Consider the following 20,327-nt stretch of genomic DNA (forward strand, 5'->3'; position numbering starts at 1 on the left):
CTTTGCTTTGGTGGGTGGGGGTTTCATTTTATTTGCCTTTCCTTTTGTGGGCCGGGCACTGCATGCCCCTCTCCCGCCTGCGGGGTGAGAGGGGCAGCTTGCGAACCACCGGTTCGCTGCCCATCGAACGCCTTTGTGCCAGCGCAAGGGCCGGGGCGCGGAGCGGGGGGTGGGGTGAGGACAGCTTTTACTTGGCGTTTAGCTTGACGATGGTGCTGATCGCCGTTTCGTTCGGAATGGTCTTGGTGTCGGCCCAATCGCCACCGCCCACGCCGAAGTCCAGGCGCTTGACCGTGGCCTTGCCGGTCAGCACCGGCTGCGCGCCCGCTGCCCAAGTGAAGGTCAGCGTCACCGGCTTGCTGACGCCGCGCAGCTCCAGCGTGCCGTCGGCGGCGTACTGGTTGTTGCCCAAGGCGCGGAAGCCATTGGCGGTGTAACGGGCCTGGGCGAACTGTGCGACGTTGAAGAAATCCGCGCCCTGCAGGGTGGAGTCGCGATCGGTATTGCCGCTCTTGGCACCAACCAGCGGGATGGTCACGTCCAGTTTGCCGGCAGCCGGATTGGCCGGGTCAAAGCTGACCTGGGTCTGGAAGCCGGGGAAGCTGCCGGTGAACACTTCACCGTCATATTTGGTGGCAAACACCAGGATGGAGCCGGCGCCCGGCGCTTGCTGGTAGTCGGCGGCCATGGCCGGGGCGACGGCGAGCATGCCGGCCAGGGCGGCGGCAACAGCGGCGGGGGAGCTGAGCTTGATGTTCATGCGGAATCCTTTTGCGGAAGGTTGAGCCAGCCTTGCGGCAGCATGCGTGCCAGCGTGGCATCGCGTAGATGAATGTGGTGATAGAACGCGGCACCGGCATGCGCCAGTACCAGCAGGATCAACGCCCAGAAGCCCCACTCGTGGATGGCATGGGAGAACTGGCTGGCCTGCTCGCTGGGGGCAACCAGCTTGGGCATTTCGACCAGCCCGAACAGCTTGAACGGACGCAGGCCACTGGCCGAGTCGTACAACCAGCCCGACAGCGGGATGGCGAACATCAGTACGTACAGCAGCCAATGCGTGGCCGAGGCAATCCGTTCCTGCCAGCTCGGGGTGCCGGGCACCGGTTCCGGCGCGCCGGCATACAGACGCCACGCCAGGCGAACCACCACCAGCACCAGTACGGTGATGCCGATGGACTTGTGCATTGTGTAGATCCAGAAGTACTTCGGCGTCTTCGGGAACTCGCCCATGGTCAGGCCGACGATGCCGAGGGCCAGGATCAGCACGGCGATCAGCCAGTGCAGGCTTTTGCTGAGGCTGCCCCAGCGTTGCGCGGTGTTTTCAAGGCTCATGGGTGATTTTCCGTCTCTGTTGCTGATTTCAGGGCCGCGTCGGCGGCGTCTTGAAGGCTGCTGTCCGGCGTGGGTGTCGGTTCGGTGGTGGCAGGCGGTGCTTCGGCAGCGGCATCGCGTACGGCTTCGGCCTCGATGCGCAGCTCGACCTTGTCGCCGATCACCGACGGCCAGGCGCTGATGCCAAAGTCGGCGCGGCTGAGTGTGGTGGTTGCCGAGAATCCGGCGGTACGCCGGAACGGCGGCAGCGGGTGGCGTTTGAGTGCATTGAGGGTGACGTCGAGCGCGACTTCACGGCTGACCCCGCGCAATGTCAATTGGCCGAATACGCGGGCGTGGGTGGCATCAACCGGCTCTACCCGGCTGGAAACAAAGCGTGCCTGCGGGAAGCGCTCGCCATCGAGCAGGTTGCGCGCCAGCGTGGCCTGGTTCCATTTGTCATCGCCCAGGTCCAGGCGGGTGACCGGCACGGCGACGTCGAGCCTGGCATTGGCCCAGTCCTGCGGGTCGAAGTCGAGTACGCCCTCGCTGCCGGATACCGTACCCAGCGCATGCGAAAAGCCGGCATGCTCGATGGCGAACAGCACCCGGGTATGCACTGGGTCGAGCCGGTAGCGCTCGTTGGCAGCATTGGCGGCAAAGGACAGCAGGCCGCAGATCAGCAGTAGCAGGCGTGGCAGCAAGGTCCGGCTCCAGGTCGGGATAGGGGATTCTAGGCGGATGCAGGTGATGGTTTGTGCGCATATTGCGCAACGGTTTGTTACGTAGCCGGTTCCGGTGACTTTGCCCGTGGCCGGGGGCGGCGCTAAAGTCGTGACGGTTGGCGGTTGATGCAAGCGGGTTGCGATGGGGAGTGTCGGGCGTTGATGAAAAGGATTTTTCGGGGTGTACCGCTGGCCGTACTTGCGCTGCTATTGTTGTGGCCGTGCTGGGCGGCAGCGCTGGATCTGGCCGAGACACCGCGCATGCGGCGTCTGGGTGTGGCCGAAGGACTGCCGTCGCGGACCGTGCTTGCGCTGGGCCAGGATCGCCACGGCTACGTCTGGGCAGCCACCGATGACGGCCTTGCACGCTACGACGGTACCCAGTTGCGGGTATGGCGACACGACCCGCAGGTGTCGGGCTCGTTGCCGGGCAACACCTTGGAAACGATGCTGATCGATGCGCAGGACCGGGTCTGGGTAGGTGCAAACGGTGCCGGGCTGGCGATGCTGGATGCCAACCGCCAGCGCTTCACCCGCTTCGCCGAGCTGGAGGCGATCTGCAGACATCAGGTATGGGCGCTGGCCATGCAGGGCAGCGACCTGTGGGTGGGGACCAGTGGCAGCGGTATCTGCCTGATGCATGCCGATGGACGGATCAGCCGTTACCAGCACCAGCCCGACGATCCGCGCAGCCTGCCGGATGACACCATCTACGCCATGCTGCCCGGCAAGGACGGCAGCATGTGGGTGGGTACCACCAGTGGCCTTGTACGCTGGCGGCCCGGGGCCGGCTTTGCGGCTGTGCGTTCGCCACTGCTCGAAGACAAGGATGTGATCCGCCTGAGTGGCGACCGTGATGGAGGCATATGGGCGGGCACCGATGCCGGTCTGTACCGGGTGCTCGACGACGGCACGGTGTCAGCCGCGCCATGGCCGCAGGCGGCGCAGGCGCGCGCAGCCATGGTCCTGCACGACCGTGATGGGCGCTATTGGATGGGCAGTTCCGCCGGGCTGTACCGCGGCGATGCGCGCAATCTGCAGTTGCTGGAAGGTGATGGCGGCAGTGGCTTCCTGACCGCCAACAGCGGTGTGCTGGATCTGCTGCAGGATCATGAAGGCGGCATCTGGACCGCCATGTTGACCCAGGGTATGGCCTATCTGCGCCCGGATTGGTCACGGTTCTCCAGCCACTACCAGCTCGATGGCAAGTCGCTGGAGAGCCTGTACCTGATCAATTCGGCCGCCGATGGCAATGGTTTTCTGGTGGTCGGCGGCCACGGCCTGTACCAATTGGATGCAGCGGGCAAGCTGTCACAGCTGGCCAACGACACCCAACTGGGCCAGGGCAGCATCTGGTCGGTGCAGCGCGGCAGCGATGGGGTGATCTGGTTGGGGCGTGCGGGCGGAGTAACGCTCTATCGGCCCTCGGATGGCCAGGTGCGCCGGATCGATTTTGGGATCGGCGACGATCCGACCAATCGTGCCGATCTGATGCGGCTGGCGGCCGATGGCAGCATGTGGCTGTCCATCATCGATTACGGTTTGCAGCACCGTGCGGCCGATGGTCGCCTGCTGGCGGCCTACCCGCAGGGCACGGCCTCCGGTTTGCCGGAAAAACTGGTGGAACAACTGCGGCAGGGCACCGATGGCAGCCTGTGGCTGGTTGGCGGTGCTGGTGTGCAGCGTTTCGACGGCAAGCGTTTCGTCACCGTGCCGGGTGTATCGGCGGGGATGGTCTATGACCTTGTGTTCCTGGCCGATGGCAGCGCCTGGGTGGCACGTGATGGCGCGCTGGAACACTACGGTCATGACGCGAATGGGTTTTCCCTGCTGCAGCGCTTGAGTGCTGATGAAGGCGTGCCCGCGGTAGCGATCGGGGGGCTGGTAGTTGGCTGCAGTGGTCAGTTGTGGGCAACCACGACGCGTGGGCTGCTGTGGTGGCAGCCGGGCGCGGCACGGGTGCGGGTGCTGGAGGAAGGTGACGGCCTCACCGATACCGAATTCACGGCACGGCCACCGTCGCATGCTGGCTGCGGCCGCGCATTGGCGGTGTCTGCCACCGGCCTGCTCAGTTTCAATCCCGATGCAAAGATCGCCGCACCGGTGGGCTCGCAGCTGGTAATCGAGTCGATAGGCGTGCGTCGCGACGATGCTGCACGCGAGCAGCGGCTGAAGGGAGCATTGATTCACCTAGGTCCACAAGACCGCGATCTACGGGTGACCGGACGCCTGCTGTCCTATGTTGATCCTGCGCGGCATCGTTTTCGTGTCCAGATCGAAGGCTACGACCAGAACTGGGTGGATCTGGGCAGTGATGGTGAACGCCTGGTATCGCGCCTGCCTGCCGGCAGCTACCTGATGCAGGTGCAAGGCGCAGCGGCTGACGGTCCGTGGACTCCACCGCAGACATTGCAGATCGAGGTCGCACCACCGTGGTGGCGCAGCAACTGGGCACTGGCGGCATGGGCGATGTTGCTCGGTTTGCTGGCGGCGGCGGCTGTGCTTGCTTACCAGCGGCGTGAACGGCGGCGCAATGAATGGCAGTTGGCGCTGCACAAGCAGGAATTGGCCGAACAGGCCTCACAGGCCAAAACACGCTTCCTGGCAACCTTGGGTCACGAAGTACGCACACCGTTGACCGGCGTATTGGGCATGAGCGAGTTGTTGCTGGGTACCGATCTCGATGAACGCCAACAACGCTTTGCAGGTGCGATCCAGCAGGCTGGCACGCATCTGCTGGCTTTGGTCAATGACGCACTGGATCTGGCGCGTATCGAGGCAGGCAAGCTGGAACTCGACAACCGTCCGTTCGACCTCGGGCGCCTGCTGCAGGAAGTCAGCGCCTTGATGGCACCGATGGCCGAGCGTCGCGGGCTGGTGTTCGAGGCTGCCGCGCCGTTTGCAACGCCGGTGATGGTGATGGGTGATGCCATGCGCCTGCGGCAGATCCTGATGAACCTGCTGGGCAATGCAATCAAGTTCACCGAGCGCGGCAAGGTCGCGATGGGTGTGCAGCTGCTGCCGGGGCATGGCGGTATCTGCCTGAGTGTCAGTGACACCGGGCCTGGCATCAGTGCCGAGCAGCAGGGCCGTTTGTTCCAGCGTTTTGAGCAGGCTGACGGTAACCGCACTGCATCGCGCTACGGCGGCAGTGGTCTGGGCCTGGCGATCTGCCAGGAACTGGCGATAGCGCTGGGCGGCAGCATCCGCGTGGAGAGCCGCCTGGGTGAAGGCGCGCGCTTTGTGCTTGAAGTGCCGTTGCCATGGCAGCACTCGAGCAGTGGCGGGGCTGCTGCTGCCGAGCCAGCGGTCGGGCTGCGGCCACTGAAAATACTGCTGGTTGAGGACGATCCGACCGTGGCCCAGGTGATCAGCGGTCTGCTGACCGCGCGCGGCCATCAGGTGACACACGCACCGCATGGCCTGGCTGCATTGGCCGAGGTGGGCGATCAGGCATTCGATGTGGGTCTGCTGGACCTGGATCTGCCAGCGTTGGATGGCATTGCGCTGGCCGATCAGCTGCGCGGGTCCGGCCACCGCTTCCCGTTGATCGCGGTGACCGCGCGCGCCGACGCGCAGGCCGAACAATTGGCCCGCGCTGCGGGTATGACGGGGTTCCTGCGTAAGCCGGTAACAGGACAGATGTTGGTCGATGCGATTGCTGATGCGGTGGCGATGGCACCCGGACAGGCACAATAGGGACCATCACAAACGCGCCGGAAGGCGCGGCAGGAGGCTGGGTTTGATGAAATGGTTTGCAGGGATGTTGCTGAGCGGACTGCTGCTGGTGTCAGCGACGGCGCTTGCCGAAGTGCCTGCAACGCCGCAGCCACGGCAGTTGACCGTGGCCGATGGCCTGCCTTCCAGCAACATCAATGCCTTTGCCGAAGACCTCACCGGCTACCTGTGGCTGGCCAGTCGTGACGGTCTTGCCCGCTATGACGGCCGCAATTACCGCATCTGGCGCGCGGAGAACGGGCTGCGCGACAACGTGGTGTGGAGTTTGCACGCTGATAAAAGCAACCGGTTGTGGATTGGCACACAGAACGCCGGGCTGGTGATGCTGTCGCCGGACCGGCTCAAGTTCACCTTCTTCGACCAGCAGACCCATCCGCAGATCGGCAGCAATACGATCTGGGCCATCGCCTCCACGCCCGATGGCAGCGTGTGGTTTGGTACCGCCACCGGTGGCCTGCACCGGCTGGATCCGGACGGCAATATCCGCCGCTTCATGCCGATAGCCGGTGACGAACACAGCTTGCCGGCGGCGGCGGTCACCTACATGGCTGTGACGCCCGATGGCAGTCTCTGGGTGGGTACCAAAGGCGGCTTGGCGCGTTGGAATGGCGCCGGCTTCGACCGGGTCAGCAATGCGCTGCTGCCGTCGCCACGTATCAACGGCCTGAAGGTGGATAGACAAGGCCGGCTGTGGGTGGCCACCAACGAAGGCGTGGTCCAGCGCCATGCCGACGGCCGCTTCGAAGCGGCCAGTTGGACAGGGGCGGCACCCGGCGATGTGTTCAACATGCTGCAATATTCGACCGACGGCAGTTACTGGCTGGATACCCGTTCCGGGCTGGGCCGCATCCGCAGTAATGTGGTGCGCAATGTGCCCTTGTACAGCGCGCAGGAACGGGGGATCGTCAAACCCAACTGGTCCAGCGCCTACGAGGACCGCGAAGGCGGGCTGTGGTTTGCCAGCACCAACGCCGGCTTATGGCATCTGCCACCGAGCTGGCGGCAGTTCTCGGTGTTGTCGCGGCATCTGGATGATCCTTCCTCGCTGCGCAATCCCTATGCATTGGCCCTGGCGCCATCGGCCTCCGGCGGTATCTGGGTGGTGGGTACGCGTGGCGCATTGGATCGGCTCGACCCCGGCACCGGCGAAGTGCAGCACCATCTGCAGGCGATCGATGGCAAGAACTGGCCGCAGTCGTTGGTTGAAGATGCACACGGCAAGGTCTGGATAGGCAGTCTGGACGCCTTGGTGCGCTACGACCCGAGTGACGGCAGCGTGCAGCGCTGGCATAGCAATGATGGCAAGGACGCTGCGATGCTGGGTGATGCCGATATCGTGCGCAGTTGTGATGGCGGCCGGATCTGGATCTATTCCGAAGACGGCGGCATGCAGCAGCGCGATGCCGTTGGTCACGTGCTGCTGCAGCTGAAACCAGGGCAAGCGGGCGTGCCCGAAGCATTGATCGAAGACATGCAGTGTGGCCCGGGTGATCAGCTGTGGTTGGCGACAGGCACCGGCCTGCATGCCTGGCAGTCGCAGCGTGGGCGCTTCGCGCCGGTGCCGGGCGGGCCAGCCGGGCGTGTCTCCACCTTCCATGTCACCGATACGGGTGTGGCGTGGATTGCCGGTCTCGGGCGCATGGATCGCTATCTGTGGGATGGGCAGCGCATGACCTTGCTTGATCGCGTCGGCGTCGAGCAGGGCTTTCCGATGCTGGCTGCGACCGGCCTGCTGGCGGACGCCGAAGGCGTGGCCTGGGCGATCAGTGCGCGCGGTCTGATCCGCATCGATCCGGCCAACCGTTCGGTGCGCATGTATGGCGTGCACGATGGCTTGCCGGGGCAGGAGTTCCGCCGCCGATCGCTGGTGCAGGCACGCAGCGGTCAGCTGGCTGGCGGCACGCCCGATGGCGTGGTGTTGTTCGATCCGGCCCAGGTGAAGCCATCTACCCGGCGACCGCCGCTGATCATCGAGCGTGTCAGCGTGCGCCGTGGTGACAAGGAACGCGATATCACGCTGGAGTCGCCCTTGCAGATTCTCGACGGCGACCGTGACCTGCGGATCGCTGCACGCCTGCTGTCCTTCGCCGACTCGGCTACCAATACCTATCGCTTCCGTCTGGCCGGCTATGACCCGGACTGGGTGGACGTGGGCGCGTCCGGCGACCGCGTATTCTCGCGGCTGCCACCGGGGCGCTATCAGCTGGAAATCCAGGCAGCCACCTCGGATAACGTCTGGTCGCCGGTGCAGACCCTGGCCTTCCGCGTGCAGCCGCCGTGGGCACGCAGTCCGGCCGGGGTGATGACCTTCATCGTGCTCGCTGTAGCCCTGATCCTGGGCGGCGCCTGGCTGTACCAGCGGCGTCTGCGCCGCCGCAACGAATGGCAGTTGGCCCGCCACAAACAGGAGCTGGCCGAACAGGCGTCTCTGGCCAAGACCCGGTTCCTGGCAACGCTCGGCCATGAGGTGCGCACACCGATGACCGGCGTGCTAGGTATGAGCGAACTGTTGTTGGCAACACCGCTGGATGAGCGCCAACGCGGCTATACGCAATCGATCCGCCGCGCGGGCGAACACCTGTTGCGACTGGTCAACGATGCGCTGGATCTTGCCCGCATCGAAGCCGGACGGCTGGAACTGCAGAACCAGCCCTTGGAGCTGCGACAGTTGCTGGAAGACGTGCGCGGCCTGATGGAACCGCTGGCACAACGGCGCGGGCTGGCATTCGAGTTCGACAACGCGGCTGCGCCACGGACGCGTCTGATCGGCGATGTGATGCGGTTGCGGCAGATACTGCTCAATCTGCTTGGCAATGCAATCAAGTTCACCAGCCATGGTTCGGTAAGTCTGCGTGTACGCCTGCAGGACGGCGGCGAGGGTGTGCGTTTCGAGGTCAGTGACACCGGCCCAGGTATCAGCGCCGAGCAGCAGCAACGTCTGTTCCGCCGCTTTGAACAGGCCGATGGTGCACGCACCGCCGCGCGCTACGGCGGCAGCGGCCTGGGCTTGGCCATCTGCAATGAGTTGAGCGTAGCGATGGGCGGGAGCATCGATGTGGAAAGCAACCTGGGCGAGGGCACCTGTTTCATCGTTGACCTGCCGCTGGCCTGGGAGGTGCCGCCGACCTCGATGGATGATGATGCCGCCGGTGGTGCCTGGATGAACCTGCCAGCGCAGCGGGTGTTGCTGGTTGAGGATGACCCGACCATTGCTGCGGTGATCCGCGGCCTGCTGGAGGTGCACGGGCATAGCGCGGTGCATGCCGCGCATGGCCTGGCGGCATTGGCGGAACTGTCCAACCATGAGTTCGACGTGGCCTTGCTGGATCTGGACCTGCCCGGCATCGATGGCTTCGGGCTCGCGCGGCAGTTGAAGGCAATGGGCTACGACATGCCATTGATCGCGGTGACCGCGCGCTCCGATGCCGAGGCCGAACCGCTGGCGCGCGAGGCCGGCTTTGCCGACTTCCTGCGCAAGCCGGTGACCGCACAGATGTTGCTGGAGGCCATCACCGGCGTATTGGAGGCGCAACGCAGGCAGCAGGCTGCGCCGGACTGAAGGGCGGGTTTACTCGGCAACTTCTTCCACCGCCCGCGGATGCGGGCGGTTGTCGGGCAGTTGCCAGAACACCAGCGTCGAGCTGAGTGTGATCGCACCGACGCAGAGGAAGGTGGCGTGTAGCGCGGCGGTCGCGCCGTGGCCGCTCAAATGGTCGCCAAAAGCTGCCAGCAGGCTGCCAGCGGTGGCCGCGCCAAAACCGGTGGCGAGCATCATCACCATCGACAACAAGCTATTGCCGCTGCTGGCCTGGTGCGTGTCCAGATCGCGCAGGGTTACGGTATTCATGACGGTGAACTGCATCGAGTTGACCGCGCCGAAGATCGCCAGCTGGGTCAGCCGCAACCACAGTGGTTGCTCGGCGGTGATCAACGCGAAGCTCGCCATCGCCAGGCCGACGCAGACCGTGTTTATCATCAGGATGCGGCGGTAGCCAAAGCGCTCCACCAGGCTGACGGCCGCACGCTTGGCAGCCATGCCCGACAGCGCCACCGGAATCATCATCATGCCGGCGGTCATCGGACTCAGGCCCATGCCGACCTGCAGCAGCAACGGGATCAACAACGGCATCGCACCGCTGCCGATGCGCGAGAACAGATTGCCAAGGATGCCAATTCGGAAGCTGATCACCTTGAACAGGCTCAGCGGAAACAGTGCATTGCTGGTGCTGGCCGCATGCAGCCAATAGCCGGCCAGCGCAGCGATGCCGACCACCGCCAGCAGCAGTACCAGTGCATGTGCCGAATTGAGCGCCGAGACGCCATCCAGCGCCAGCGACAAGGCGATCATGCCGAACGCCAGCATCAGGTAGCCGGCCAGGTCGAAGCGCTGGTTCCGTTGGCCGTAGTGGTCGGGCATGATTTTCAGCGCGGCGATGAAGCCGATGACCCCGATCGGCAGGTTGATCAGGAAGATCCAATGCCAGGAGGCAACTTCCACCAGCCAACCGCCGAGGGTGGGGCCCAGCAGCGGGCCGATCAGGGCGGGGATGGCGATGAAGCTCATCGCCGACAGGAATTGTTCGCGCGGCACCGAACGCATCACCGCGAGGCGACCGACCGGCAGCAACATCGCGCCGCCGATGCCCTGCAGCACGCGCGAGGCCACCAGCCATTGCAGCGTGGGTGACAGCGCGCAGGCCAGCGAGCCCAGGGTGAACAACACGATTGCGGCGAGGAAGGTGCGGCGGGTGCCGAAGCGGTCGGCGATCCAGCCCGATGCGGGGATGAAAGTGGCCACCGCCAGCGCATAGCTGAACACCACCGACTGCATCTGCAGCGGGCTCTCGCCCAGGCTGCGCGCCATCGCCGGCAAGGCCGTGTTGACGATGGTCGAGTCCAGCATCTGCATGAAGATGGCCAGCGACACCAGCCATAGCAGCGGCTTCTGGGCGGAACTGGCGGGCTGCGGGATGGGGGGAGCTGGGGGCATCAAGACGACTCGCGCTGGAGCAGGCGCTTATTGTCCTCCGATGCGTGTGCAGATGCCGCGCATGTGACGCCGGGGCCGGCTGTAGAGCCGAGCCATGCTCGGCTGAGGCCTTACCCGCAGCATCCGGCCCTGTAGTGCCGAGCCATGCTCGGCAGGGGCTTTACTAGTAGCGCCCGGCGTACGTGCAGTGCCACTGCCGAGCATGGCTCGGCACTACAGGTGAGCTTTTGCCTCAGCGGCGGCTGAGGCGATGCACCGCATCCACCAGCACGGCGACGTGCTCGGGGTTCATGTCCGGCGACATGCCGTGGCCCAGGTTGAACACATGGCCTTCGCGCGAGCCGCCATTGCCGGCGGCATAGCTGTCCAGCACCTTGCCGACTTCGCGGCTGATCGCCTCCGGCGAGCCGTACAGCGTGGTCGGGTCCAGGTTGCCCTGCAGCGCGACCTTGCCAGCGGCGGCACGGGCGGCGTCTTCCAGGGTGATGGTCCAGTCCACGCCCACGCCTTCTGCACCGCTGGCGGCGAGCTCGGTCACGTACTGGCCGGTGCCCTTGCCGAACAGGATCAGCGGGGTGCGCTCGGCGCCTTCGCCGCGCTTGAGTTCGCTGGCGATGCGGTTGAGGTAACGCAGCGAGAACTCGCGGTACATCGCCGGGCCCAGCACGCCGCCCCAGGTGTCGAACACCTGCAGGGCCTGCGCACCGGCCGCGCGCTGTGCCGACAGGTAGGCGATGACCGCATCGGTCACCACCTCCAGCAACTGGTGCAGGGCCTTGGGCTCGTTCAGCGCCATTGCCTTGATACGGGCGAAATCCTTGCTGCCGCCGCCTTCGATCATGTAGCAGGCCAGCGTCCACGGGCTGCCGGAGAAACCGATCAGCGGCACCTTGCCGTCCAGCTCGCGGCGGATCAGGCGCACGGCGTCCATCACGTAGCGCAGTTCGGTTTCCATGTCCGGCACCGCCAGCTTGGCGACCGCGGCGGCATCACGCACCGGATGCTTGAACTTGGGGCCTTCGCCGTCGACGAAATACAGGCCCAGGCCCATCGCATCGGGCACGGTGAGGATGTCCGAGAACAGGATGGCGGCATCCAGGTCAAAGCGCTCCAGTGGCTGCAGGGTCACTTCGCAGGCAACTTCCGGGTTCTTGGCCATGCCCAGGAAGCTGCCGGCGCGGGCGCGGGTGGCGCGGTACTCCGGCAGGTAGCGGCCGGCCTGGCGCATCAACCAGACGGGGGTGTAGTCCACGGGCTCGCGGCGCAGGGCGCGCAGGAAGCGGTCGTTGCGAAGTGGGCTGGTCACATGGAACTCCTGGGGGTAGGAACCACAGGCGCGCTGCGGCGCACCTGCCGGAAATGCGGGAATCAGGGCGCGGGCTGGCCGGCGGTGAACATCACCTGGAAGCCTTTCTTGATCTGGCCGTCGCGGGCCTTCTCGAAGGCATGCACGGCCTCGTCGTGCTGCAGGAACAGCTCGCGGCGCAGCTGGATGCGGCCACCGGTCTGGCCGCTTTCACGCAGCAACTCCCAGCCGCCGAGCAGATCCGGCACCAGGGACAGTTGAACGTAGCGGGGGGCTTCATTGCCGCTGGGCGGCTGTTGCAGTAGGACGCGCATGGCGGCGATTGTAGCCGTTGTGCGGGTTTTGGGCTGGTTTTGGGCGGGTGAAGCCCGCGCCATCCTTCTCCCTGTGGGAGAAGGTGCCCGAAGGGCGGATGAGGGTGCGGGCGAAGCCCCATGCTCTTTTGACGCCATCAGGCTTCGCCCGGACCCTCACCCCAACCCCCGCTACACGCCCCCGGCCCTTGCGCCAGCGCAAGGTCGTTCAATGGGCAGCGAACCAGTGGTTCGCAAGCTGCCCCTTTCACCCCGTGGGGAGAGGGGTTTCAAGCATTGCCGCTCAGCCCTGCCGCAGCACCGCCAACACTGCCGCCTCATCCACATCCGGCACCACCTCGGCCTTGCCGATGCCGCGCCAGAGCACCAGCCGCAGGCGGCCGGCGATGTTCTTCTTGTCCAGCCGCATATGCCCCAGCAGCGCCTCGGCATCCAGGCCGGCGGGGATGCGGGTTGGCAGGCCGTAGGCCTGCAGCAGTTCGCGCAGGACCTCGGTATCGGCCGCATCGGCCATGCCCAGTGCGGCCGACAACTGCGCTGCCAGCACCATGCCTACCGCCACCGCCTCGCCATGGTTGAGGTTGTCGTTGCCCGGCGCGCCGTAACCCTGTGCGGTCTCGATGGCATGGCCAAAGGTGTGGCCGAGGTTGAGCAGGGCACGCTCGCCCTTTTCCAGCGGATCGCGGGCGACGATCTCGGCCTTGTGCTCGCAGCTGCGGGCGATGGCCTGGGCCAGGGCGCTGTCGTCACCGGCCAGCAGGGCTTCGCGTTCGGCCTGCAGCCACTGGAAGAACAGCGGGTCGCGGATGGCACCGTACTTGATCACTTCCGCCAGTCCGGCGCGCAGCTCGCGCAGCGGCAGGCTGCGCAGGGCGGCGGTGTCGGCAATCACCGCACGCGGCGGATGGAAGGCGCCAACCAGGTTCTTGCCCTGCGGGATGTCCACCGCGGTCTTGCCGCCGACCGAGGAGTCGACCATCGACAACAACGTGGTGGGCAATTGCACGCAGTCCACGCCGCGCATCCAGCAGGCCGCGGCAAAGCCGGCCAGGTCGCCCACTACGCCGCCGCCCAGCGCCAGTACGCAGGCGTCGCGGGTAGCGCCGAGGCTTGCCAGCGCGTTGATCGCGCCGCTGAAATTGTCCAGGGTTTTGGAGGCCTCGCCGGCCGGGATGATGTGCTGGCCGATCTTCAGATCGGGGCGGGCGGCCAGCAGCGCGGTCTGCACCTGGCTCAGGTACAGCGGTGCGACAGTGTCGTCGCTGACCAGCAGTACATGGCGGCCACGGATGGTGCTGACCAGCGTTTCGGCCTTGGACAGCAGGCCCGGGCCGATATGGATCTGGTAGGGGTGTTCGCCGCCGACGGCGACGGTGCGGGTGGGGGCGGTCATGCGGGTCGGTTCCAGGATCTTCCATTGCGCGGCAAGCCGGGTCACGGTGTGCGCGGTGGCGTCGGCGGGGGTGTAAAGGTCGGTATCGATGATCAGGTCGGCCACCTCGCGGTACAGCGGGTCGCGGAGCTCGGCCATGGCGTGCAGCACCTGTTCGCGGTCCTCTCGCTGCAGCAGCGGCCGGGTCTTGTCGCGGTGCAGGCGGGCCAGCTGTGAGGCCACGCTGACCCGCAGGTAGACCACGAAACCCCGAGCGCGGATACGCTCACGGTTCTCAGGGTCGAGCACGCTGCCGCCGCCGGTCGAGATCAGCTGGCCACTGCCGTCCAGCAGACAGGAGAGGACCCGTTTTTCGTGGGCACGGAAACCGGCTTCGCCGACGTTCTCGAAAATGGCCGGAATGCTGGAGCCCACGTCGTCGACGATGGCTTGGTCGGCATCCACGAAGACCAGCCCGAAACGCTCGGCCAGGCGACGGCCGATGCTGGTTTTGCCGGCGCCCATGGGGCCGACCAGAATGAGATTGGGGGCGGGATTCATTGTTGGAAGATGCTAGCACCTCGTGTCAGTGCCTTAACACGGTAGCAGCCAAGCTCGGCAGCTCCACGAATGGTTCGTGGTGCAACCAAGGAGTTGGACATGTCAGTGGCGAAAATCATTGAAGTCAACGCGTCCTCCAAGACCAGCATCGAGGATGCGGTGCGTAGCGGCATCAAGAAGGTGGCCGAGACGGTCAAGGGCATCCAGGGCGCGTGGATCAACGAAACCAAGGTTGTCACCGACGGTGACGGCAACGTCACCGAGTGGCGGGTCAATCTGCGGATCACGTTCCTGGTGCAGTGATGCTGCTGCAGTAATCGCGTGGTGGGCGCCTGCTGATCAAGCTGGGCGCGCCTCTGCATCGGTTCGGCGGTGGCGGCGCTGTCGAACCGTTTGGCTGAGGCGGTCGTCGTGCAGTTTGCGCGGCTGCCTCAGCCCGCTGTATTGGCCAACGGTTGCCGTTGCGCATCCAGCGCAATGACCCGGTCGGCGATGCCGGGCAGGGTGCGCAGCGCCTGCCGGCTGATGCGCTCGTAGAACTGCACGAAACGCTCCAGCTGCGGCCTTGTCATGCTGCTGCGGCCAGGTGATGCCTGCTGCAGCGCCTGCTCCTGTTGCCAGCGCCACTGCGGGACCACGGCGAAGCTTGGCGGTTGCAGCATCCACAGCCGGTCAAAACGCTGCCACAAGCCAGGGTAGTGCTCAGCCAGTGACTGGTTGCACCAGCGCCGCCAGCGGCCGTCGGCATCGGCCTCGCGTTCCAGTGCGTTCAAGGGCACCTGCAGCGCATCGTCGGCTTCTGCCGGCGTGCCCAGGAACCAGCCCTCGAACACCAGCAGGTCCAGCGGTTGCTCGATCTTCTTCCACTGTGCTTCCGGCACCCGCTCATCGGCGAGCTTGTCAAAGCGCGGCAGCAGGAAGCCTTGCCCGGCCTTGGCCGCATCCAGCGTGGCCATCGCCAGTGCCAGGTCATGCGTGCCCGGCGGCCCACGCGTTGCGAGCAAGGGGTGCACGCGATCAGCAAGCCGTTGCCGTTGCGCGCGGGTCAGGTAGGTGTCGTCGATGGACACCGCCGCCGCGCACAGGCCGCGCGTGCGCGCCAGATCCACGATCTGCGCGGCCAGCGTGGATTTGCCACTGCCTTGCACACCACTGATTGCCAGTACCGGCGTGCCGTTGGTACTGGCCAGCGCATCGTCCAACGCCTGTGCGACCAGTGCCGGCGCAAAGCGGCGTTGGGAAAAACTGTGCGGAACGGGGGACATGCCGCCACAATAGCCCAAACACGTGCCCTACGAAGCAGGACCATGACCAATCTTTACGCAGAAGCGCTTTCGACTTTCGCCGCATTGTTTGAAGAGGCGAAGGCTGGCAAGGAGATCGATGCCACCGCGATGACGGTTGCTACCGCTGACATTGATGGCCGCCCGTCGGCGCGCACGGTGTTGCTGAAGGCCTTCGACGAACGCGGCTTTGTGTTCTATACCCACCTGGACAGCCGCAAGGGCCGCGAGCTGCACGACAATCGGGCAACGGCGCTGTTGTTCCTGTGGCGCAGCCTGCGCGAGGCTGGCATCCAGGTGCGGATCGAAGGTGATGCTCAGCTGGTATCGGCTGCCGAATCCGATGCCTACTTCGCCAGCCGCCCGCGCATGAGCCAGATTGGCGCCTGGGCCTCGGTGCAGTCGCAGCCATTGGCGTCGCGCGAGGAGTTCGAGCAGCGCCTGGCCAACTTCGAGACACGTTTTGAAGGCCGCGATGTGCCGCGTCCAGATGGCTGGGGCGGGGTGCGTGTGGTGCCGCGGCGCATCGAGTTCTGGTACGGCGCGGACTTCCGTCTGCATGAGCGCTGGTGCTACGAGGCCGATGCGGCGGGGGAGTGGAGCAAGCGGATGTTGTTCCCGTGAACAACGCTGGCTGCAGTGTGCGGCGTGCCCAAGCCGGGGATTGGCAGGACTGGGCCGAGCTGCGCCTGGAACTGTGGCCAGACAGCGAAACAGAACTGGTTGACCTGCTGGATTTGACCGAATCGGCAGGTAGCACCTGCCTGCTCGTCTGCGCGGCCGATGGGCGGGTTCTGGGCATGGCTGAAGCAAGTGTCCGCCATGAGTATGTCAACGGTACCGACAGCTCTCCGGTTGGCTTTCTGGAAGGCTGGGTTGTGCATGCATCGGCACGCGGTAGTGGCCTTGGGCGCTTGTTGATTGATGCTGTGGCGCAATGGGCGCGTGATCAGGGCTGTACCGAGCTGGCATCGGATTCGGGCTTGGCGAATGTATCGGCGCAGGTGGCGCACGAGGCGTGCGGCTTCACCGAAACCGAGCGCGTTGTCTACTACCACATGCCACTGCAGGCGATTGGCTGATGCAGCTGTATCCGATCTACAGGGTCACCGTATTCGTGCCGCCGGCGCAGCTGGAGGCGCTGAAGCAGGGCATCCTTGCAGTGGACGATCTGGCTGCCGGAGGCTACGTACACGGCATGTGGGAGTCGGCACCGGGGCAGGAGCAGTTCCGTGTGCTGCAAGGTACGCAGAGCGCCATTGGTGGGGCGGGCGAGTTGGTGCGCGCGTCCACGGTGCGACTGGAGTTCTGCATTCCGCGTGACTCGCAGCGGTTGCAACGGATTCTGGATGATGGCATTGCCGCCAATCATCCCTGGAACAGCCCTGCCGTATTCGTCGATACAACGGAGTTCGCCGCACCATGATTGGCCCGCGCCGCATTGTCTGCCTGACCGAAGAGCCGACCGAAACGCTTTACGCATTGGGCGAGCAGGACCGTATCGTCGGCATCAGTGGCTTCACCGTGCGACCGCCCGAGGCACGCCGCGACAAGCCCAAGGTCAGCGCCTTCACCAGCGCCAAGGTCGGCGAGATCCTCAAGCTGAAGCCCGACCTGGCGATTGGTTTCTCCGACATCCAGGCCGATATCGCTGCCGAGTTGATACGCAACGGTGTGGAAGTGTGGATTGCCAACCACCGTAGTGTGGCCGGCATCATTGATTACATCCGCCGGCTGGGTGGATTGGTCGGTGTGACCACGCGCGCCAATGCCTATGCGGACGAACTGCAGCGGGGATTGGATGCAATTGCCGGGCAGGCGGCAAAGCTGCCGCAGCGCCCGCGCGTCTATGTCGAGGAATGGGATGAGCCCATCATCACCGGCATCCAATGGGGTGCGGAGCTGGTGGAAATCGCCGGCGGCATCGACGTGTTTCCGGAGTTGTCGCGCGAGCCGCTGGCCAAGGCGCGCATCCTCGCCAACGGCGACCCGGTGGTTGCGCGCAATCCGGACATCATCATCGGCTCATGGTGCGGCAAGAAGTTCCGTCCGGAGCGGGTGGCTGCGCGACCGGGTTGGGAGGCGATCAACGCGGTGCGCGATGGCGAGTTGCACGAGATCAAGTCACCGCTGATCCTGCAGCCCGGGCCGGCGGCCTTGACCGATGGCGTGCAGGCGATTGCGCAGATCATCAATCAGTGGTCCTCGCGTGTTGTGGGAGCGGCGTAAGCCGCGAAGCTGGCAATGCGAGAGGGGCCGTAAAAGCTTACCCCTCCCCAACCCGCCCGGCCCGAAGGCATAGCCTTCGGTCGTTCATCAGGCCGCGCGCCAGTGGCGCGCAAGCAGGCCTTCTTCACCCCCTTTGCTACGCAAAAAGGGGGGGTAAAAGCTCACCCCCTCGGCGCCAACCCGGTATACCGCGCACGTGGTCGTATCAACGTACCCAACGCCTGCTGTTCCAGCGCATGCGCCAGCCAGCCGGTCAGGCGTGCGGTAGCGAACATCACCAAGGCATGCGCGCCCGGCAATCCATGCACATAGCAGATGGCACCGAGCATGCCGTCGATGTTCGGTCGCTGGCCGCTGACTTCCTCGGTCGCCGCCAGCACCGCTTCCACGTGGCGCATGCGCGGCGAATCGCTACAGCGTTCGCGCAACTGGCGCAGTACCTCCGCACCGCGTGGGTCGCCATCGGGGTAGAGCAGGTGATTGAAGCCGGGCAACTCATCGCCACGTCGCCAACGCTCGGCAATGAAGGCGCTGGGTGATCCACTGACCTCGGCATCCACCAACAGGGCATGCGCACGAGCGGTGGCGCCACCATGGCGCGGGCCGGACAGGGCAGCCAACCCAGCGCTCACTGTCGCGTGCAGGTGTGCGCCGGTGGAGGCGACCACGCGCGCTGCAAACGCCGAAACATTCAGTTCGTGGTCGGCGCATAGCACCAAGGCCGAGCGCACCAGTTCGGCGAAGGCTGCATCGCCAGGCATCCATGCATCGGCGAGCAGGCGGTGCACTGGCCGTGCATCCGGCTCGGTGCCGACCAGCAACGCTGCGTTCTGGCGCAGCAGCATCGCAGCGACCTCACGGCGCACGGAGGCCGCTGCATTGAGCGATTGGCGTTGCTCCAAGGCCAGCAGCGGAATGCAGGCCATTGTGCGCTCCACCGGCGGCAGGCCGTCATCAAGCGCCAGGCTGGCGATACGCGGCGGCCACGAGGGCAGGGCGGCCGCCGCGAACGGGTCCTGTTCCTCGCATTCCCACAGCAGTCGCGCGATGTCTTCCAGCGTGGCACCGGCCTGCGCGGCAGCTACCGCGGAGCGGCCCCGGTAGTAGGGCGCATCCGGGCGGATCAGCGAGATACGGGTTTCCAGCACCGGCAGGCCGCGGTCCAGGCTTTGCGCGGCACCGCGCTCGGCACCGCGGCCGGCCTGCTTGCGCTGCGCCAGGCGCTCTACTTCCGCCCGCAGGTACACGCGGCTGCGCGCCGACGTGCCAGGCCGCGAGCTGAGCAGGCCGCGGCTGACATAGGCGTACAGCGTGGCGGCGCTGATGCCGAGCAGGGCACAGGCTTCACTGGCGGGTATCAGTTCGGGGTCGAGGGCGTCGGGCATGGCGTATTCAATAGGTTGATTTATTGAATCAAGATTGATCAATGAATCTGATGGTGACAGATTAGTCGTCACAGCGGAATGGCATGCTCGCCACCGCCCAGCCACAAGCCAGGAGCCATCCCATGAGTCGTTCTTCCGCCGGCGCTGCATTCCGCGCCGCACTGGCCGCCGAATCCCCCTTGCAGGTGGTGGGCGCGATCAATGCCAACCACGCCCTGCTGGCCAAGCGCGCCGGCTACCGCGCCATCTACCTGTCCGGCGGCGGCGTTGCCGCTGGCTCGCTGGGCCTGCCGGACCTGGGCATCAATACGATGGAAGACGTGCTGATCGACGTGCGCCGCATCAGCGACGTCTGCGACCTGCCGTTGATGGTCGATATCGACACCGGTTTCGGCCCGAGCGCGTTCAATATCGCGCGTACGGTGAAGTCGCTGATCAAGGCCGGTGCCGCTGCCTGCCATATCGAAGATCAGGTGGGCGCCAAGCGTTGTGGCCACCGCCCCGGCAAGGAAATCGTCTCGCAGGGTGAAATGGTCGACCGCGTGAAAGCGGCTGCCGATGCCAAGACCGACCCCGATTTCTTCCTCATCGCGCGTACCGATGCCATCCAGATGGAAGGCGTGGACGCGGCTATCGAGCGTGCGCTGGCCTGCGTGGAAGCCGGCGCCGACGGCATCTTTGCCGAGGCTGCCTACGACCTGGAGACCTATAAGCGCTTCGCCGACGCGGTGAAGGTGCCGTTGCTGGCCAACATCACCGAATTTGGCGCGACACCGCTGTTCAGCCGTGATGAACTGGCCACGGCCGGTGTGGCGATGCAGCTGTTCCCGCTGTCGGCGTTCCGTGCGGCCAACAAGGCGGCCGAGAACGTCTACGAAGCCATCCGCCGTGACGGCCACCAGCGTAATGTAGTGGACAGCATGCAGACCCGCGAGGAGCTGTATGACCGCATCGGCTACCACGAATTCGAGCGCAGCCTGGACAAGACGTTTGCTGCGAAGAAGTAACAGCACTTCCTTCTCCCTGTGGGAGAAGGTGGCGCGTAGCGCCGGATGAGGGTACGACGAAGTCTTTGTGGCTGACTGCACCCTCACCCCAACCCCTCTCCCG

17 protein-coding genes and 1 pseudogene are annotated in these 20,327 nt (G+C 65.4%); 8 read left to right on the forward strand and 10 right to left on the reverse strand.

The window, feature by feature from the left end; translation table 11 throughout:
* Positions 1–187 precede the first annotated feature (187 nt).
* Genes ACVOMF_RS07745 through ACVOMF_RS07755 form a run of 3 tightly spaced genes read right to left on the reverse strand, consistent with a single transcriptional unit; the run spans position 188 to position 2,018 of the window.
* Positions 188–760: a YceI family protein gene (locus ACVOMF_RS07745; protein ID WP_481508760.1), complete on the reverse strand. Its 573-nt coding sequence runs from the start codon at positions 758–760 to the stop codon at positions 188–190.
* Positions 757–1,335: a cytochrome b gene (locus ACVOMF_RS07750; RefSeq protein ID WP_481508761.1), complete on the reverse strand. Its 579-nt coding sequence runs from the start codon at positions 1,333–1,335 to the stop codon at positions 757–759. The genes ACVOMF_RS07745 and ACVOMF_RS07750 overlap by 4 nt, the downstream gene beginning before the upstream one ends.
* Positions 1,332–2,018, reverse strand: a complete 687-nt coding sequence (locus ACVOMF_RS07755; RefSeq protein ID WP_481508762.1) for a YceI family protein — start codon at positions 2,016–2,018, stop codon at positions 1,332–1,334. The genes ACVOMF_RS07750 and ACVOMF_RS07755 overlap by 4 nt, the downstream gene beginning before the upstream one ends.
* A gap of 183 nt (positions 2,019–2,201) precedes the next feature.
* On the opposite strand from ACVOMF_RS07755, the gene ACVOMF_RS07760 reads away from it, so the two are divergent.
* Both ACVOMF_RS07760 and ACVOMF_RS07765 read left to right on the forward strand, forming a co-directional pair.
* Entirely contained in the window at positions 2,202–5,738 is a 3,537-nt protein-coding gene (locus tag ACVOMF_RS07760; RefSeq protein WP_481508763.1) for a hybrid sensor histidine kinase/response regulator, read from the forward strand.
* Between the two features lie 46 nt (positions 5,739–5,784).
* Positions 5,785–9,336, forward strand: coding sequence for a hybrid sensor histidine kinase/response regulator (locus ACVOMF_RS07765; protein WP_481508764.1), 3,552 nt, complete (start codon positions 5,785–5,787; stop codon positions 9,334–9,336).
* Positions 9,337–9,345: 9 nt separating this feature from the next.
* Here the strand turns inward: ACVOMF_RS07765 and mdtD are convergent, their stop codons facing one another.
* From mdtD to ACVOMF_RS07790, 5 genes and pseudogenes are all read right to left on the reverse strand, one after another.
* A complete protein-coding gene (mdtD, locus tag ACVOMF_RS07770; RefSeq protein WP_481508765.1) occupies positions 9,346–10,767 on the reverse strand; it encodes a multidrug transporter subunit MdtD in 1,422 nt (473 codons plus the stop codon).
* A 232-nt stretch (positions 10,768–10,999) separates the two neighbouring features.
* The gene (hemE, locus tag ACVOMF_RS07775) at positions 11,000–12,073 is read right to left on the reverse strand and encodes a uroporphyrinogen decarboxylase (protein WP_481508766.1); all 1,074 of its coding nucleotides are present in this window, start codon (positions 12,071–12,073) and stop codon (positions 11,000–11,002) included.
* Between the two features lie 62 nt (positions 12,074–12,135).
* On the reverse strand, positions 12,136–12,387 hold the full coding sequence (locus tag ACVOMF_RS07780) for a WGR domain-containing protein (protein ID WP_293716036.1): 252 nt from the start codon (positions 12,385–12,387) through the stop codon (positions 12,136–12,138).
* 283 nt (positions 12,388–12,670) lie between these two features.
* Positions 12,671–13,780, reverse strand: coding sequence for a 3-dehydroquinate synthase (gene aroB / locus ACVOMF_RS07785; RefSeq protein ID WP_481508790.1), 1,110 nt, complete (start codon positions 13,778–13,780; stop codon positions 12,671–12,673).
* Positions 13,781–13,795: 15 nt separating this feature from the next.
* Positions 13,796–14,320 (reverse strand): annotated as a pseudogene (locus tag ACVOMF_RS07790) (shikimate kinase); the annotation flags it as partial.
* Positions 14,321–14,419: 99 nt separating this feature from the next.
* Here ACVOMF_RS07790 and ACVOMF_RS07795 point away from each other — a divergent pair.
* Positions 14,420–14,623: a dodecin family protein gene (locus ACVOMF_RS07795; RefSeq protein ID WP_282265844.1), complete on the forward strand. Its 204-nt coding sequence runs from the start codon at positions 14,420–14,422 to the stop codon at positions 14,621–14,623.
* A gap of 128 nt (positions 14,624–14,751) precedes the next feature.
* Here ACVOMF_RS07795 and ACVOMF_RS07800 read toward each other — a convergent pair whose 3' ends face one another.
* Entirely contained in the window at positions 14,752–15,585 is an 834-nt protein-coding gene (locus tag ACVOMF_RS07800) for a kinase (RefSeq protein ID WP_481508767.1), read from the reverse strand.
* A 42-nt stretch (positions 15,586–15,627) separates the two neighbouring features.
* Here ACVOMF_RS07800 and pdxH point away from each other — a divergent pair, with 42 nt between their 5' ends.
* Genes pdxH through ACVOMF_RS07820 form a run of 4 tightly spaced genes read left to right on the forward strand, consistent with a single transcriptional unit; the run spans position 15,628 to position 17,832 of the window.
* Entirely contained in the window at positions 15,628–16,227 is a 600-nt protein-coding gene (gene pdxH / locus ACVOMF_RS07805) for a pyridoxamine 5'-phosphate oxidase (protein ID WP_481508768.1), read from the forward strand.
* Positions 16,224–16,685, forward strand: a complete 462-nt coding sequence (gene aac(6') / locus ACVOMF_RS07810) for an aminoglycoside 6'-N-acetyltransferase (RefSeq protein WP_481508769.1) — start codon at positions 16,224–16,226, stop codon at positions 16,683–16,685. The genes pdxH and aac(6') overlap by 4 nt, the downstream gene beginning before the upstream one ends.
* Entirely contained in the window at positions 16,685–17,029 is a 345-nt protein-coding gene (locus tag ACVOMF_RS07815; protein ID WP_481508770.1) for a YqfO family protein, read from the forward strand. The genes aac(6') and ACVOMF_RS07815 overlap by 1 nt, the downstream gene beginning before the upstream one ends.
* Positions 17,029–17,832 (forward strand): cobalamin-binding protein, encoded by an 804-nt coding sequence (locus tag ACVOMF_RS07820; protein ID WP_481508791.1) that lies wholly within the window; start codon positions 17,029–17,031, stop codon positions 17,830–17,832. The genes ACVOMF_RS07815 and ACVOMF_RS07820 overlap by 1 nt, the downstream gene beginning before the upstream one ends.
* Positions 17,833–17,993: 161 nt before the next feature.
* Here the strand turns inward: ACVOMF_RS07820 and ACVOMF_RS07825 are convergent, their stop codons facing one another.
* Positions 17,994–19,217, reverse strand: a complete 1,224-nt coding sequence (locus tag ACVOMF_RS07825) for a citrate/2-methylcitrate synthase (RefSeq protein WP_481508771.1) — start codon at positions 19,215–19,217, stop codon at positions 17,994–17,996.
* Between the two features lie 122 nt (positions 19,218–19,339).
* Between ACVOMF_RS07825 and prpB the strand changes: the two genes are divergently transcribed.
* Entirely contained in the window at positions 19,340–20,224 is an 885-nt protein-coding gene (gene prpB / locus ACVOMF_RS07830; protein WP_481508772.1) for a methylisocitrate lyase, read from the forward strand.
* Positions 20,225–20,327: the final 103 nt, after the last annotated feature.

The organism is Stenotrophomonas sp. STEN022 (genome assembly GCF_056760155.1).

Bases quoted from the DNA above. Each gene is read 5' to 3' on its own strand.
- ACVOMF_RS07745 (WP_481508760.1), bottom strand. From the start codon at position 760: ATGAACATCAAGCTCAGCTCCCCCGCCGCTGTTGCCGCCGCCCTGGCC.
- ACVOMF_RS07750 (WP_481508761.1), bottom strand. From the start codon at position 1,335: ATGAGCCTTGAAAACACCGCGCAACGCTGGGGCAGCCTCAGCAAAAGC.
- ACVOMF_RS07760 (WP_481508763.1), top strand. From the start codon at position 2,202: ATGAAAAGGATTTTTCGGGGTGTACCGCTGGCCGTACTTGCGCTGCTA.
- ACVOMF_RS07765 (WP_481508764.1), top strand. From the start codon at position 5,785: ATGAAATGGTTTGCAGGGATGTTGCTGAGCGGACTGCTGCTGGTGTCA.
- mdtD (WP_481508765.1), bottom strand. From the start codon at position 10,767: ATGCCCCCAGCTCCCCCCATCCCGCAGCCCGCCAGTTCCGCCCAGAAG.
- ACVOMF_RS07780 (WP_293716036.1), bottom strand. From the start codon at position 12,387: ATGCGCGTCCTACTGCAACAGCCGCCCAGCGGCAATGAAGCCCCCCGC.
- aroB (WP_481508790.1), bottom strand. From the start codon at position 13,780: ATGACCGCCCCCACCCGCACCGTCGCCGTCGGCGGCGAACACCCCTAC.
- ACVOMF_RS07795 (WP_282265844.1), top strand. From the start codon at position 14,420: ATGTCAGTGGCGAAAATCATTGAAGTCAACGCGTCCTCCAAGACCAGC.
- ACVOMF_RS07800 (WP_481508767.1), bottom strand. From the start codon at position 15,585: ATGTCCCCCGTTCCGCACAGTTTTTCCCAACGCCGCTTTGCGCCGGCA.
- pdxH (WP_481508768.1), top strand. From the start codon at position 15,628: ATGACCAATCTTTACGCAGAAGCGCTTTCGACTTTCGCCGCATTGTTT.
- ACVOMF_RS07815 (WP_481508770.1), top strand. From the start codon at position 16,685: ATGCAGCTGTATCCGATCTACAGGGTCACCGTATTCGTGCCGCCGGCG.
- ACVOMF_RS07825 (WP_481508771.1), bottom strand. From the start codon at position 19,217: ATGCCCGACGCCCTCGACCCCGAACTGATACCCGCCAGTGAAGCCTGT.
- prpB (WP_481508772.1), top strand. From the start codon at position 19,340: ATGAGTCGTTCTTCCGCCGGCGCTGCATTCCGCGCCGCACTGGCCGCC.